This is a genomic window from Citrobacter freundii complex sp. CFNIH4 (assembly GCF_002934505.1).
GTDB lineage: Bacteria > Pseudomonadota > Gammaproteobacteria > Enterobacterales > Enterobacteriaceae > Citrobacter > Citrobacter freundii.
In genome coordinates, this window is the sequence record NZ_CP026231.1 from 3,916,166 (window position 1) to 3,931,822 (window position 15,657).

At 47.7% G+C, this 15,657-nt stretch carries 14 protein-coding genes; 9 read left to right on the forward strand and 5 right to left on the reverse strand.

What is annotated here, in order from left to right; genetic code table 11:
• Positions 1-35 precede the first annotated feature (35 nt).
• On the forward strand, positions 36-227 hold the full coding sequence (locus C2U41_RS20055) for a toxin-antitoxin system HicB family antitoxin (RefSeq protein ID WP_032661928.1): 192 nt from the start codon (positions 36-38) through the stop codon (positions 225-227).
• Positions 228-810: 583 nt separating this feature from the next.
• Here C2U41_RS20055 and C2U41_RS20065 read toward each other — a convergent pair.
• The 4 genes from C2U41_RS20065 to C2U41_RS20080 all read right to left on the reverse strand — a co-directional run bounded on the left by C2U41_RS20065 (position 811) and on the right by C2U41_RS20080 (position 4,502).
• The gene (locus C2U41_RS20065; protein WP_103848553.1) at positions 811-1,647 is read right to left on the reverse strand and encodes an antA/AntB antirepressor family protein; all 837 of its coding nucleotides are present in this window, start codon (positions 1,645-1,647) and stop codon (positions 811-813) included.
• A 139-nt stretch (positions 1,648-1,786) separates the two neighbouring features.
• Positions 1,787-2,071 carry a helix-turn-helix transcriptional regulator gene (locus tag C2U41_RS20070; protein WP_103848554.1) on the reverse strand — a complete coding sequence of 95 codons (285 nt, stop codon included), beginning with the start codon at positions 2,069-2,071 and terminating at the stop codon, positions 1,787-1,789.
• A 560-nt stretch (positions 2,072-2,631) separates the two neighbouring features.
• Positions 2,632-3,282: a hypothetical protein gene (locus C2U41_RS20075; protein WP_103848558.1), complete on the reverse strand. Its 651-nt coding sequence runs from the start codon at positions 3,280-3,282 to the stop codon at positions 2,632-2,634.
• Positions 3,282-4,502, reverse strand: coding sequence for a tyrosine-type recombinase/integrase (locus tag C2U41_RS20080; RefSeq protein WP_103848555.1), 1,221 nt, complete (start codon positions 4,500-4,502; stop codon positions 3,282-3,284). Before C2U41_RS20080 ends, C2U41_RS20075 begins: the two co-directional genes overlap by 1 nt.
• 273 nt (positions 4,503-4,775) lie before the next feature.
• Between C2U41_RS20080 and yhdJ the strand changes: the two genes are divergently transcribed.
• Positions 4,776-5,660 carry an adenine-specific DNA-methyltransferase gene (gene yhdJ / locus C2U41_RS20085; RefSeq protein ID WP_003839873.1) on the forward strand — a complete coding sequence of 295 codons (885 nt, stop codon included), beginning with the start codon at positions 4,776-4,778 and terminating at the stop codon, positions 5,658-5,660.
• An 82-nt stretch (positions 5,661-5,742) separates the two neighbouring features.
• The gene (locus C2U41_RS20090; RefSeq protein WP_003025279.1) at positions 5,743-5,907 is read left to right on the forward strand and encodes a DUF2556 family protein; all 165 of its coding nucleotides are present in this window, start codon (positions 5,743-5,745) and stop codon (positions 5,905-5,907) included.
• A 45-nt stretch (positions 5,908-5,952) separates the two neighbouring features.
• Here the strand turns inward: C2U41_RS20090 and envR are convergent, their stop codons facing one another.
• On the reverse strand, positions 5,953-6,609 hold the full coding sequence (gene envR / locus C2U41_RS20095) for an acrEF/envCD operon transcriptional regulator (protein WP_003025283.1): 657 nt from the start codon (positions 6,607-6,609) through the stop codon (positions 5,953-5,955).
• A gap of 419 nt (positions 6,610-7,028) precedes the next feature.
• Here envR and C2U41_RS20100 point away from each other — a divergent pair, with 419 nt between their 5' ends.
• The 6 genes from C2U41_RS20100 to C2U41_RS20125 all read left to right on the forward strand — a co-directional run bounded on the left by C2U41_RS20100 (position 7,029) and on the right by C2U41_RS20125 (position 15,656).
• On the forward strand, positions 7,029-8,189 hold the full coding sequence (locus C2U41_RS20100) for an efflux RND transporter periplasmic adaptor subunit (RefSeq protein ID WP_032938256.1): 1,161 nt from the start codon (positions 7,029-7,031) through the stop codon (positions 8,187-8,189).
• Between the two features lie 11 nt (positions 8,190-8,200).
• Positions 8,201-11,314 (forward strand): efflux RND transporter permease subunit, encoded by a 3,114-nt coding sequence (locus C2U41_RS20105; RefSeq protein ID WP_103848556.1) that lies wholly within the window; start codon positions 8,201-8,203, stop codon positions 11,312-11,314.
• Between the two features lie 270 nt (positions 11,315-11,584).
• Complete coding sequence (locus C2U41_RS20110) at positions 11,585-11,806, forward strand: lipoprotein (RefSeq protein ID WP_003025292.1); 222 nt, start codon at positions 11,585-11,587, stop codon at positions 11,804-11,806.
• Positions 11,807-12,266: 460 nt separating this feature from the next.
• Entirely contained in the window at positions 12,267-13,292 is a 1,026-nt protein-coding gene (locus C2U41_RS20115) for an amino acid ABC transporter substrate-binding protein (protein ID WP_003025295.1), read from the forward strand.
• Between the two features lie 69 nt (positions 13,293-13,361).
• Positions 13,362-14,543 (forward strand): amino acid ABC transporter permease, encoded by a 1,182-nt coding sequence (locus tag C2U41_RS20120; protein WP_087879254.1) that lies wholly within the window; start codon positions 13,362-13,364, stop codon positions 14,541-14,543.
• 9 nt (positions 14,544-14,552) lie between these two features.
• Entirely contained in the window at positions 14,553-15,656 is a 1,104-nt protein-coding gene (locus C2U41_RS20125) for an amino acid ABC transporter permease (RefSeq protein WP_086529795.1), read from the forward strand.
• Position 15,657: the final 1 nt, after the last annotated feature.

Genomic DNA, 15,657 nt, shown 5'->3' on the forward strand with positions numbered 1-15,657 from the left:
ATAACAAAATCCATGCTATAAGGTTACGTACGTACATGTCAACTATCAAACGAGATAAAACACCAAAAGGAGAAGGGCTGTCGCCTACTTTCCAGATCCGAATCACTCCAGAATTACGGCAGCAGCTTAATGATGCCGCAGAACGTGAGGGCGTTAGTCTCGGTAATTGGTTGAAAGAACTGGCCCGCGCGGAATTGCGCCGACAGGGCATCGAGCCAAAGGGCTGAGCAGGGTTACTCTCCGTAATGCTGTGAACTGCCGGGTTCTCGGTAGTTTGTCGGTAGACCACCAGCCAAAGGGTAGGATTTGAAATCCCACCCTTTCTCTTTTCCTGAACAGGGCTAATTTCGTTAGCGCTGTGAGGCACTGCCGAAATCAGAGCCTCCCCTCTTAAAGAGGGTTTGTTATCCGACTCGCTCAGAGACAGCTGGTTAACCTCGTAACTTTGAGTTACTACCCTCTCGTAATCCAAATCTGGATTACGGTACAAAACTGTACGTTGTTGATTTCCCTCGTAGAGCAAAAATGCGCTGCCATTGCAGCTCTCTACGTTATTCGTTGGAACCTCAACTGCACGTTGTTGATTTTCCTTGATACATCCTTTAAAGATGATTGCCGAACCTAAGCAGTGTTGATGTTCAGGCGAACCCGAATACTGTTCGTGTTCGTTGCTCGCCAATTCTCGCGTTTCGCGATAATTAAGATGATTCAATGGGTTGCGATGTCCGTACGTTAAACGTTCGCGGTTAATTTGCGCGTGCGAATTTCGTCGGCTCAAATTCTGCGCAACCATTATTGAGGTATGCAAAATCACTCAGCACCTCCAACACGCTTAGCCAGCCAGCGCTGCGACAGACGAATCAGTTCGGATTTGCGCCTGTAATAATCCATACCCATTTCAATAAGCGTAATATTGGTGCTTTCCAGATAAGCAAGGTGTTCAAGCTGATCTGCATTCATGCTGTCGCGTGGCTCGCCCTGAACGCCGTTAACTTGCGCCCATTGCCTGGCTGTCAGGCCACCCAGTACCATTTTGGCAATCATGTTACTTTCGGTGCTGTAGTGATGGCCTTGCGTCTCTTTGCCTTGCTCTGCACGAGCTGATTCAAGAGCTGCACACATCGGCTTGTACAAATTCGCGGCGGTAATACGTGCGCGCAATTGTTGGCGCAGTCTTGCCGCAATTTCTGGGGCCGATCGAATTAATTCCTCTTCGCAGCGGATGAAGTAACGACGAACAGCCCGGCCCTGTTCATTTCGTTCAACCATCGCCAGCTCTTTAGCTGTGGCAATGTTTGGGAAGTAATCTTTCTGCGGACGCCCGCGACCTTTATTTTTCCCCGAAACGGGGGAATATTGGTCATTCATTAACCATGCAACGGCCATATCATCATCGGTGAAATAATCGACACCGCGAACAAATCCATATTCCTCGACCCGTTCTGCGAACCATGTTGAGAAATCACGTCCAATATCAAGCGCAGCATGTAACGCTTTCGCGCTCACCACGTTGTTATCCCGTCCCCCGATCTGTCCGACAATTACAGGAACGAGGTTTGCAAAATCTTTATCACCAATATCATTTGGGCTGGTTTCTGGTTGAGTTTGGCCGCTGCCAGTTAAGGCAGTAATTTTTTTCTGATTCATTTCTATCGCTCCAAAAAGTAGATATTCAGAGCCGCCGCGACAGCGTTAGGTATGCTGCAATAATTCGAGCGCAAGTCCCCGCAAATTAATTTATTTTCGTTGATCAGACGAAGTTGCGGGTAATTGCGTTGGGTTTCTGTTAGGCCGATTTGCGGCTGTATGGGTTGTTCACGTTTGCAACTGCCGGAGGGTTGCGGACCCACCAGAGGACATCAGAAAGAAGCCAGGCGCAGCTGTTACGCCCAAAATGACAACGGGGAGGGAAGCGCCCTTCCTGCTCCATTTTCCAGCGACTGGAACGGGAGAGGCTGGTGATTTCGCTACATTCATCTTCACGAATACGGCGATCGAACTTGAAACCGTACTCTTCAAGAAGGGTGCGACGCTGTTCAGGATTTGGCTGGGTAAAGGTGATATTTTGCATGCTGCCTCCACTGTTTCAATGTTATGCGAAGAGATTAGTGGATAAATGACCAGCATTTCCATTGATTCTGGAATCCTTTAAAAGAACATGCAATTCCATTGAAACATACAAATTCCACCAAGATAACACTTCCCTGTTTAAAGCAATTTCCACAATGATTTCAACGGTTAGATAGAGAGAAAAAAGTATGAATTTCAATAACTCAACGAAGATCACCGTTCTTCAACGATTTGATTCACCTTGGATTGTTCATAACAAAGATGAACCATGATGAACCATAATGAATAACCATGAACAAAGATGGAAAAAGTTAGCAAGTAATGATCTTGTAGGGACCGTGGATGGAGCGAGGTATTGTTAGGTGCTGTTAGGTGCTGTTAGGTGTCATTACGTGTCATTACGTGTCGCTGAATGCTTTTGAATGTAACTGTAACAAACATCAAATCTAACAATTGAACCGCCTTGGCGATCATTGAATCGCCAAAAGCTTCAGCAAATATAATTAATTAGTAATTTTACATGAAATATAAATAATACCTACTGACATTGGAAAATAATATTCATTCCGTATAATAAATCGAATTTAATGCCTTGCGAATTTTCTCATATATTGCTGATTTAGATAATCCAGTTTTAGATATACCTTCCTCATCAGCTAATTTATATAGTTCATTTAAAATGGCTGAGATGCTGGGTTTTTTGGAGGTGCCAAATGAATGGCCTATCTTATGTGCTATAAGCTTGACCAGCATCCCCATCAATTTATCATTATATTCCTTTTCATCTTCCTTACGATGCAAGCCGCGTTTGCTGCTTTTCAATGCAATTCCGACCTGTAAAAGCTCATCCCCTCCCATAGCATAAAGATGCTCTTTCCCTTTGTTTTGATTAGCAATTATAGCCACTGCCTCAAGGCATCTGTCCTTTATGGGTTGTGGTGTAATATCTTCATCAATAAGAGGATATGCTAGAGCAAACATATAGTCTGCGGGATAGGCTGTTGAGTTTCCCCCTCGAAATAATTTAGATGCTGATAACCATCGACTCAGCTGTCGATAGTATATATTATAAGCTTCAACTTTCGCCTCAGGGATATCAGCAGTTTTAACTGTCGGATCTACCCCACACATTAGTAGTGCAAGTTGTTTAATATTTAGCTCCGGGGCTTTGGCTTCACGCTCGAAAATACCCAACTTAAGAAAACTAGTCATCATTCAGCCCTATTCAACAAAACAATATTAGTGAACCCGCCAGATAAAATATCAAGTCTGTCGTACCATTTATTCAACGCATCCAATTTCTCAGGCAAGTACAGACTGCGGTTATAAATCGCCATAACTCCCGGCATTGAATGGCCCAGCAACTGTTCAACAACGTGCGGAGCGATACCCATATTATTCATATGCGTTGCTAATGTTCGTCTTAGATCGTGCAGTGTCCATGGTTCAGAATGTCCCAGCTTTTTATAAACGCTACGGCCCCACTGGCTTACCGCTTCACTGCCTTTAACCGACCCAAGCAAAAGGCCGGATAGTTTCGTTTCGTCATGCAGTATTTCAATGAATTTGCGCATGGCATCCGGCACAGGTCTTACAATCTTCTCGCCGCCCTTGCTGTGCTCTTTGGGAACTGTCCAGACCCAGGCATCCATATCCCATTCACTCCACTCTGATAGTCTGGCCTCCTGCGTTCGGCACCCAAACACCATTAAGATTGTCAGTAGCCTGGTGTAGTAAGGCATGAAGCAAGTGCCAGAGGTAATGGCAGTCCATAAATCGCCAGCCTCTTTATCGTTTAATACCCGGTCTTTTTTTGCCTGTTTTTTACCGACATCTGGAATTGTTAAATCTTCAAGCGCGGTACTCACAGCATAGCGACGAACCCGGCAGAATTTCAGGGCTTGCTTGCACATCTGGAACACATAACCTGCGGCGACTGGCGTTTTCTTTTTCATCCTGTCAAAGCAGTCAAGCCAGTAACGAGTTTCGCAGTCAGCGAGCGCCATTTTCCCAATATAAGGATAAATATGTTTACGCAGTTCCGCTTTGTGCCGTTCAACATTCGCGCGGTTCTCTTCTGCATATTCGCTTATCCAATATTCGATAGCTTCCTTAACAGTGACCGGTTTAAGCGTTTCCTGAGTAGTCAGCGCCAACTGATGCTTTGGATCTTTACCTGAGGCGAGCCAATGGCGGCATTTATCACGCGAAGAACGGGCCTCTTTGAGGCTCATATCCGGATAGCGTCCTAGGGTCAGACGATGCAGCTTCTGCCCGTCGAGTCGGTAAGTAAACACCCAGCTAATACCACCAGCTTTCGTTACCTTGGCGCTCAGCCCGGCCCCATCAGCATAAAACTCAATCTTACTGGCCGGGATGCCATGTAATCCCTTTAACTTCCTGTCGCTCAGTTTGTTAAGTTCGCCAGCCATACACCACCCAGCCCAAAGTGTTTATACAAATGTTTATACAGAATTGCTTGCATAATAGCATAAACAAAGAAAAACACTGGAACAATATACAGGCACATATTTAAATAACTTATTGATTATTATATAAATACTCAAATCACTTAAAAGCATGAAAACAGTTAATATGACAGTACGGCATGAACTGATACTAATCAGTTAAATGTTTGTTTTAAAAGGCGCTACTCGGCATGGGGAAGCGCCTTTTTTATTAACTTCACACGGGAGGCTTTGGCGATGAACGCAAGATGTGAACCTGTCTATTTTGGCGATGAATCTAAAAAGATAATCCTGGGTGATGCACTGACCGAACTGAAAAAGCTGTCTTCTGAAAGCGTCGATCTCATTTTTGCCGATCCACCTTATAACATCGGTAAAGATTTTGACGGGATGGTGGAGTCCTGGGATGAAGAGGCTTTTCTGGCGTGGCTGTTTGAGTGCATTGACGAGTGCCATCGCATTCTCAAACCGCACGGCACCATGTACATCATGAACAGTACGGAGAACATGCCGTATATTGACCTCAAATGCCGCCAGCTCTTTACTATCAAGAGCCGTATCGTGTGGTCATACGATAGCTCAGGGGTACAGGCCAAAAATTACTTTGGTTCGATGTATGAACCGATCCTGATGATGGTAAAAGATCAGAAAAACTACACATTTAATCGTGACGATATTCTGGTTGAAGCCAAAACCGGGGCTCAACGCGCGCTAATAGACTACAGAAAAAATCCACCGCAGCCATACAATCAGAAAAAAGTGCCGGGAAATGTCTGGGAGTTCCCACGCGTTCGCTATCTGATGGACGAATACGAAAACCACCCCACCCAGAAACCCAAAGCCCTCCTGGAGCGTATAATTCTGGCATCCTCGAACCCAGATGACAGGGTACTGGATCCGTTTGCCGGCAGCTTCACCACCGGTGCCACCGCCGTGGAATTGGGTCGCAAGTTTGTCGGGATTGAGATCAATGTTGAATACGTAAAAATGGGGCTCAGAAGACTGAGTATCGGTTCTCATTTTTCAGAAATTGAGCTTGCCAAGGTGAAAAAACGTAAGACAAAAAACCTGTCTAAAAAGAGTCGATTGACGGCAAAGAGCGGCGATCTTTCAACAAAGTAAAGGCATTGTAAGTCTGCTTTTCAGGTTACAGATTTCGTGTATATTCCCTGCACGCTTGGGCATGAATACACAGGGTTTAGTAATGATTCGTAAGTATTGGTGGCTGGTTGTTTTTGCAGTATTCGTTTTTCTTTTTGATGCTCTGCTCATCCAATGGATAGAGCTGATGACAACAGAGCACGATAAGTGTCGGAATATGAACTCAGTGAATCCCCTTAAGCTGGTCAACTGCGTCGACCTCGAATAGCGCCACCAACCCCACTTCAACAGCCGTCAGGCCTGGCGGCTAAAACTACCCCACCTGACTCTCACTCTGCGCTAATTGCCTTACGCTACCATCTGGGCTTAACATTTTTAATACATTATCAACTAATACTGGCGCTTGTTTATAAAGATCATAACTCATTGGATTAATGAGCCAGTTTTTAACAATGCCACTAAAACTCCCATGAAGAATAATTATTATAACGTCTAAATCAAGGCTGGTTGCGATAAGTCCGTCGTCCATACATTTTTGCAAGGCAATGCGCATACCCAGATGATTGATACCAATTTTTTCACGAATAGCCTGTTCCGATATCATATCGTTATGGAATTCACATTTATGATATAAAATTTGCATTAATGCCTGCTGGCGAGGATTCTGCGCAATATATTGCAACCCCACAACTAACTTTTCACGCAGTCGCTGTAAAGGATTATCTCCCCAACGGCCAATAAGCTGGTCCTGAATAAGATCGCGCAATGGCGGTTGTTGTAACCATAGTTCATTAAACAATTGCGTCTTGTTTTCAAAATGCCAATACAGCGCCCCCCGCGTCACGCTGGCGGCGTCTGCAATGTCGTTTAGCGTCGTATTGCTTACGCCACGTGCGGCAAACTGTACAATCGCTGTTTCTATCAGGTGCTGCCGCGTTTTGAGGGCATCAGCTTTCGTTTTTCTAGCCATGGTTTCAGCTGTCTGAGGTAAGGGTAAGGTAGAGAATGATTAACTTTCTTATCTAATATTTGCGGTACGGAACAAATGTATCACTTAGCATTTATTTAAACGAGCCCTAAAAAATATTATTACTGACTTTGCACACGAATAAACAAAACAAATACCAACAATCAATATATTCATAAATCAAATGCTTATTTCAACTTGTGTTTATACGCATCATATTATTGCTATTAACACCTCAATGAAACAACAGCCGATTAATCTCTTTTTGCTTTTACGTGCCGTGAATCGCACCCATAAATAAGTATTGCTTACATCGCTAGCTAATAATTTGTAGGATAGCCAACTATTATTTTCTCTTGTGCGCGTTATCGCCCCTGCATTACCCGGTTAATAACGAGCGTTCGGTTTTTTAAGGAATTGAAATGACGAAAAATGCCAGGTTTTCACTCCTGCCCTCATTCATCATCGTCTCCGCTGCATTACTCGCCGGTTGTAACGATCAGGGAGAAACACAAGCTCATCCCGCAGAACCGCAGGTGACTGTTCATGTCGTCGAAAAGGCTCCTTTAGCTGTAACGACCGAATTACCCGGGCGCACAACGGCATTCCGAATTGCAGAAGTCCGTCCCCAGGTCAGCGGGATAGTGCTTAAACGGAATTTCACTGAGGGAAGCGATATTGAAGCCGGACAGTCGCTTTATCAGATCGATCCCGCGACTTACCAGGCCGACTATGACAGCGCCAAAGGTGAACTGGCGAAGAGTGAAGCGGCGGCTGCAATCGCGCATTTAACGGTAAAACGCTATGTGCCATTGGTTGGCACCAAGTACATCAGTCAGCAAGAGTACGATCAGGCAATTGCTGATGCTCGCCAGGCCGATGCCTCCGTGATCGCGGCAAAAGCGGCGGTCGAAGGCGCGCGTATCAATCTGGCCTACACAAAAGTGACATCGCCGATTAGCGGACGCATCGGTAAATCTAACGTCACCGAAGGCGCATTAGTCACGAATGGCCAGGCTACAGAGCTTGCTACCGTTCAACAACTCGATCCCATTTACGTCGACGTAACACAGTCCAGTAACGACTTTATGCGCCTCAAACAGTCTGTTGAACAAGGGAGTCTGCATAAAGACAGCACCAGCAGTACGGTCGAACTGGTGATGGAAAATGGTCAGTCATACCCGCTAAAAGGCTCTTTGCAGTTTTCTGATGTGACGGTTGATGAAAGCACCGGATCAATCACCCTCAGAGCCGTGTTCCCTAACCCACAGCATACGCTGTTGCCGGGCATGTTTGTGCGCGCACGCATTGATGAAGGTGTTCAGCCAAATGCCATTCTCGTTCCGCAGCAGGGGGTAACGCGTACGCCTCGCGGCGATGCCACCGTAATGGTCGTCAATGACAAGAGTCAGGTTGAGTCTCGCGCAGTCGTTGCCGCACAAGCCATTGGCGACAAATGGCTTATCAGCGAAGGCCTGCAACCGGGGGACAAAGTTATCGTGAGCGGCTTACAGAAAGCACGTCCAGGCGTTCAGGTTAAAGCAACCGCCGATACCGAAACTCCTGCCGCGAAAGCCCAATAAGGTAACCGGACATGGCTAACTTTTTTATCAGGCGTCCTATCTTTGCCTGGGTACTGGCTATCATTCTGATGATGGCGGGTGCTCTGGCAATCATACAACTGCCCGTGGCACAGTACCCGACCATTGCACCTCCTGCGGTCGCCATTTCTGCCACCTATCCTGGTGCAGATGCGCAGACGGTTCAGGATACAGTCACGCAGGTTATCGAACAGAATATGAATGGTATCGATAACCTGATGTATATGTCCTCCACCAGCGACTCGGCCGGGAGTGTGACTATTACGCTGACTTTCCAGTCTGGTACCGATCCCGATATCGCGCAAGTACAGGTGCAAAATAAACTGCAGCTCGCCACTCCGTTACTGCCGCAAGAAGTTCAGCAGCAAGGGATCAGCGTCGAGAAATCGAGTAGCAGCTTTTTGATGGTCGCGGGTTTTGTTTCTGACAACCCCCAAACCACACAGGATGACATTTCCGACTACGTCGCTTCGAACGTTAAAGACTCAATCAGCCGTCTGAATGGCGTGGGTGACGTGCAGCTGTTTGGTGCACAGTACGCCATGCGCATCTGGCTGGATGCAAACTTATTGAACAAATATCAGCTCACGCCGGTTGATGTGATCAATCAGTTGAAGGTACAGAACGATCAGATTGCCGCAGGTCAGTTAGGGGGGACGCCTGCATTACCTAACCAGCAGTTGAACGCCTCTATCATTGCGCAAACGCGACTGAAAGACCCTGAAGAGTTCGGGAAAGTGACTTTACGCGTGAACAGCGATGGTTCGGTTGTTCACCTGAAAGACGTCGCGCGTATCGAGTTGGGTGGGGAAAACTACAACGTCGTGGCGCGTATTAACGGTAAGCCTGCATCCGGCCTTGGGATCAAGCTGGCAACCGGGGCAAACGCGCTGGATACCGCGAACGCTATCAAAGCCAAGCTGGTTGAACTGCAACCATTCTTCCCGCAGGGAATGAAGGTGGTCTACCCATACGACACGACGCCGTTTGTGACCATCTCCATTCATGAAGTGGTAAAAACGCTGTTTGAAGCGATCGTGCTGGTGTTCCTGGTCATGTATTTGTTCCTGCAAAACATCCGGGCAACGCTCATTCCAACCATCGCTGTCCCCGTCGTATTGTTGGGCACATTCGCCGTACTTGCCGCGTTTGGCTACTCGATAAACACCCTGACGATGTTCAGCATGGTGCTCGCCATCGGTCTATTGGTCGATGATGCGATAGTGGTGGTGGAAAACGTGGAACGCGTGATGATGGAAGATAATCTGCCGCCTAAAGAGGCGACGGAAAAGTCCATGTCACAAATACAGGGGGCACTGGTTGGTATTGCCATGGTGCTGTCTGCGGTATTTATCCCGATGGCCTTCTTTGGCGGTTCAACTGGGGCTATCTATCGGCAGTTCTCCATTACCATCGTTTCCGCCATGGCGCTTTCTGTACTGGTAGCGCTGATCCTGACTCCTGCGCTTTGTGCAACATTGTTGAAGCCGGTATCGGCTGAGCATCACGAGAAAAAAAGCGGTTTCTTTGGCTGGTTTAATGCCAAATTCGATCACAGCGTCAATCACTATACCAATAGCGTCAGCGGTATTGTGCGTAAAACAGGGCGTTACCTTGTCGTCTATCTGATCATCGTGATCGGAATGGCGGTTCTGTTTATGCGCCTGCCGACCTCCTTCCTGCCAGAGGAGGATCAGGGTGTGTTTATGACAATGATTCAACTTCCGGCAGGAGCTACGCAAGAGCGCACCCAGAAAGTACTGGATCAGGTTACTCAGTACTACCTGACCAATGAGAAAGCTAATGTCGAAAGCGTCTTCACGGTTAACGGTTTTAGCTTCAGCGGTCAGGGGCAAAACTCAGGTCTGGCATTCGTTAGCCTCAAGCCCTGGGATGAACGTAGCGGCGAGGAAAATAGTGTTGAAGCGGTCATTGCACGCGCCACACGCGCGTTCAGCCAGATCCGCGATGGGTTAGTCTTCCCCTTCAATATGCCCGCTATTGTTGAACTGGGTACCGCAACCGGCTTCGATTTTGAGCTGATCGATCAGGGCGGTCTGGGGCATACGGCGTTGACGCAAGCGCGTAACCAACTACTGGGAATGGTGGCTAAACACCCCGATCTGTTGGTTCGCGTTCGTCCTAACGGACTGGAAGATACTCCGCAGTTTAAGCTGGATGTTGATCAGGAGAAAGCACAGGCACTGGGGGTATCGCTGTCGGATATCAACGAAACTATCTCCGCATCACTGGGCGGCTATTACGTCAATGACTTTATTGACCGCGGTCGTGTGAAAAAAGTGTACGTTCAGGGGGATGCAAAATACCGCATGCTGCCAGCGGACATCAATAATCTGTATATCCGCAGCTCCAATGGCGAAATGGTTCCGTTCTCTGCGTTCAGTGCATCACATTGGATTTATGGTTCACCGCGACTGGAACGTTACAACGGTATGCCATCCATGGAAATACTGGGCGAAGCGGCACCAGGGCGAAGCACTGGTGAAGCAATGGCGCTGATGGAAAGTCTGGCGGAAAAACTGCCGAATGGTATTGGTCATGACTGGACGGGTATGTCTTATCAGGAAAGGCTGTCGGGTAACCAGGCGCCTGCGCTGTATGCCATCTCGTTAATCGTAGTATTCCTTTGCCTTGCCGCATTGTATGAAAGCTGGTCTATTCCTTTCTCGGTGATGCTGGTTGTACCGCTCGGTGTTGTAGGCGCATTGTTAGCAGCATCACTGCGCGGGATGAATAACGATGTGTATTTCCAGGTTGGCTTACTAACCACTATCGGCCTCTCGGCTAAGAACGCCATCCTGATCGTCGAGTTTGCCAAAGACCTGATGGATAAAGAAGGCAAGGGGTTGATTGAAGCGACGCTGGAGGCATCACGTATGCGTCTTCGTCCTATCCTGATGACGTCCCTGGCCTTTATTCTGGGGGTTATGCCTCTGGTTATCAGTCACGGAGCAGGTAGTGGTGCACAGAATGCGGTCGGTACAGGTGTTATGGGAGGAATGCTGACCGCAACATTGTTGGCTATCTTCTTCGTCCCCGTCTTCTTTGTTGTCGTGAGACGGCGTTTTAGTCGGCACAACGATTAATTTGTAAAATAAAGGCGTCTACGGACGCCTTTTTTACCTACGATGCTCCTCTTTATTTATTAGTAAGATAGCCATTTATTTCATTTAAACTATCCCTCTAAACTCGCCTACGACCTTTCTTTTTATCCATTATTTTTACAATCCACATGAATTGAGATTATTCCTCATGTCAGTCCTTTTTTAAGAAGTGGTAAAATAATCACCGAGTTCGCAGATGGCTTAGCGTTTGTCTTTGCTTAATTAGCGAAACGCTTATTTTGAGGTAACACCATGAAAAGATTAATATCCGTTGCATTGCTTACCGCATTCCTGGCTGGCTGTGCACACGATTCTCCTTGCGTACCTGTATACGACGATCAGGGGCGCCTGGTTCATACCAATACCTGTATGAAAGGCACTACCCAGGATAACTGGGAAACAGCCGGAGCCATCGCCGGTGGTGCTGCAGCCGTTGCCGGACTGACACTTGGGATTGTCGCCCTGACCAAATAAATCATCTCAAAAGCGCGGTTATTACCGCGCTTTGAGCACTAAGCATAAAATCTACATATAAGACAAAACGTTGCTTAATAGCGACTGACATATAATAAAATTATTATAGATTTCCCTCACACATCCACGATTTAAAATTAGCATTTTTTCTGTTTTTCGTTACACCACAGTTTCTTTTCATTATTCTCACGCCATTAATATTAACGCCAGAAATCGTTATCACGCGTCCTGTCTGATTTTTAAATTTTTTGCGCTGAAATGTGGCTTACGTTTCAATTTTGCACCACTTCAGGGCGCTGCATTTATTTTTTCCTGTCTACACTCTGCATATTGCGTCGAATAATCAGGCGCAAAAAACTGGCACTACCTTTGCTTAAAAGAGTATGGCCAAAGCCACAGACAGGTAAAAGACGTTTTCAGAACGTTTCCATAACAATAATTCCTCCACACAGGATGCTCTATGAAAAAGATGATAATCGCCAGCCTGGCTGCGGCCGGCGTGCTGCTTGCTGTTGCAAATCAGGCGCATGCCGGCGCAACACTTGATGCCGTAAAGAAAAAAGGGTTTGTGCAATGTGGGATCAGCGACGGCTTGCCTGGCTTTTCTTACGCCGATGCAAGCGGCAAGTTCTCGGGTATTGATGTTGATGTATGTCGTGGCGTTGCCTCCGCCGTATTTGGCGATGATAGCAAAGTAAAATATACCCCGCTCACCGCCAAGGAACGCTTTACTGCATTACAGTCTGGTGAAGTCGACATGCTCTCTCGTAATACCACGTGGACCTCCTCTCGTGATGCCGGTATGGGTATGTCCTTCACTGGCGTAACGTATTATGACGGCATTGGTTTTCTTACCCACAATAAAGCAGGTCTGAAGAGCGCTAAAGAGCTGGATGGCGCAACGGTCTGTATTCAGGCGGGAACCGATACCGAACTGAACGTGGCCGACTACTTTAAAGCCAACAATATGAAGTACACCCCCGTCACCTTTGACCGCTCGGATGAATCAGCCAAAGCTCTGGAATCTGGACGTTGCGATACGCTGGCTTCCGACCAGTCTCAGTTGTATGCCCTACGCATCAAGCTGAGCAATCCTGCGGAGTGGATCGTCCTGCCAGAAGTTATTTCTAAAGAACCGCTGGGACCTGTCGTACGTCGTGGGGACGATGAGTGGTTCTCCATTGTTCGCTGGACGCTGTTCGCCATGTTGAATGCGGAAGAAATGGGTGTTAACTCGAAAAACGTCGATGAAAAAGCAGCTAATCCAGCAACTCCGGATATGGCTCACCTGTTGGGTAAAGAAGGGGATTATGGCAAGGATCTGAAACTTGATAACAAATGGGCCTACAACATTATCAAGCAGGTTGGTAACTATTCGGAGATCTTTGAACGTAACGTTGGATCGGAAAGTCCGCTGAAGATCAAACGTGGACAGAACAACCTCTGGAATAACGGTGGCATCCAATATGCGCCACCGGTGCGCTAATGCGTAGTGATGTAACGGGCGCCGCAACTGCGGCGCTCAGCCCAGAGTCATAGTTACTGAGGTTTTCTTATGTTCCATCGCCGCTCAACCGTAAAAGGATCGTTATCCTTTTCTAACCCTGCGGTCCGCGCCTGGTTATTTCAAATACTCGCCGTCATTGCGGTTATCAGCATTGCGGTCTATCTCATTCATAACACGATAAATAACCTGAACAATAGCGGTATTACCTCGGGGTTTTCTTTTCTCGATCGCAGTGCCGGATTTGGTATTGTCCAGCATCTGATTGATTACGAGCAAGGCGATACATATGGTCGTGTCTTTGTGGTCGGCCTGCTCAATACGCTATTAGTTTCTGCATTGTGTATTGTTTTCGCATCAATTCTCGGTTTCTTTCTCGGACTGGCACGCCTGTCAGATAACTGGTTATTGCGAAAACTCTCGACGATCTACATCGAAACGTTCCGCAATATACCGCCGCTGCTGCAGATCTTCTTCTGGTATTTTGCTGTATTACGTAACCTGCCCGGCCCACGCCAGGCTGTTAACGCACTGGATTTGATGTTCCTGAGTAACCGGGGGCTCTATATACCGGCCCCACAAATGGGAGAAGGTTTTTTTGCCTTTTGCACCGCTGTCGTTATCGCTATCGTCGTCACCATCGGATTATTTCGCTTCAACAGAATGCATCAGACCAAAACCGGCCAGCTACGTCGGACCTGGCCCACGGCTCTGGCGTTGGTCGTACTTTTACCGGTGATTTCACAGTGGATGTTTGGCGCTGCGCTTCACTGGGATATTCCCGCGCTTCGTGGTTTTAACTTCCGTGGCGGTATGGTGCTTATTCCCGAACTGGCGGCACTGACTCTGGCGCTTTCGGTGTACACCTCGGCATTTATTGCAGAAATTATTCGGGCGGGAATTCAGGCCGTTCCTTATGGCCAACATGAAGCCGCACGCTCGCTGGGCCTGCCAAATCCGGTGACGCTACGCCAGGTAATCATCCCACAGGCGCTACGCGTCATCATTCCCCCACTGACCAGCCAGTACCTGAATATCGTCAAGAATTCTTCTCTTGCGGCCGCCATTGGCTATCCGGACATGGTTTCACTGTTTGCCGGCACGGTACTCAATCAAACAGGGCAAGCCATTGAAACGATCGCCATCACCATGTCGGTATACCTGATCATTAGTCTGAGTATTTCTTTGCTGATGAATATTTATAACCGCCGTATTGCACTGATTGAGCGCTAAGGAGCCATGATGACAAAAGCCCTGCTGTCTCACCCCTCACGCCAGCGCAGTAATCCGGCAAGCCGCAGCCTACTCTGGGTGCGTAAAAACCTGTTCTCCAGTTGGTCAAATAGCCTGCTCACCCTACTATGCATATGGCTGATTTGGTCATTTCTTCCGCCACTGTTGAACTGGGTATTCTTTCAGGCCAACTGGGTCGGTTCAACCCGAGCAGACTGCACCAAAGCCGGAGCCTGCTGGGTGTTCATTCATGAACGCTTTGGGCAATTCATGTATGGACTTTATCCCCACGATCAGCGCTGGCGTGTAAATCTGGCCCTGATAATTGGTTTGCTGTCTATCGTTCCCATGTTCTTGAAAACAATCCCGCATCGTGGCCGCTATATCGCCGTCTGGGCCGTCGTTTATCCAGTGGTGGTTTGGTGGCTGATGTACGGGGGTTTTTTCGGGCTGGAGCGCGTAGAAACCCGGCAGTGGGGTGGATTAGCACTGACGCTAATTATCGCATCCGTGGGGATTGCAGGCGCGCTTCCATGGGGCATTTTACTGGCGCTGGGACGTCGTTCCCATATGCCAGTCGTGCGGGTTTTATCCGTCATTTTCATTGAGTTCTGGCGCGGTGTGCCGTTGATTACCGTTCTGTTTATGTCCTCGGTCATGCTTCCTCTGTTTATGTCCGAAGGAACCAGTATCGACAAGCTTATCCGGGCCCTGGTCGGCGTTATTCTTTTCCAGTCGGCCTATGTCGCAGAAGTGGTTCGCGGAGGGTTACAAGCCCTACCAAAAGGTCAGTATGAAGCCGCTGAATCACTGGCGTTAGGATACTGGAAAACTCAGGGGCTGGTCATTCTTCCGCAAGCCCTCAAGCTGGTTATCCCTGGCCTGGTTAACACGATTATCGCCCTGTTCAAGGATACCAGTCTGGTCATTATCATCGGTCTGTTTGATCTCTTCAGTAGCGTGCAGCAAGCAACTGTGGACCCTGCGTGGCTGGGTATGTCGACAGAAGGATATGTTTTCGCTGCACTGATTTACTGGATCTTCTGTTTCAGTATGTCGCGTTACAGCCAACATCTGGAAAAACGTTTTAACACCGGGCGTACACCGCACTGAG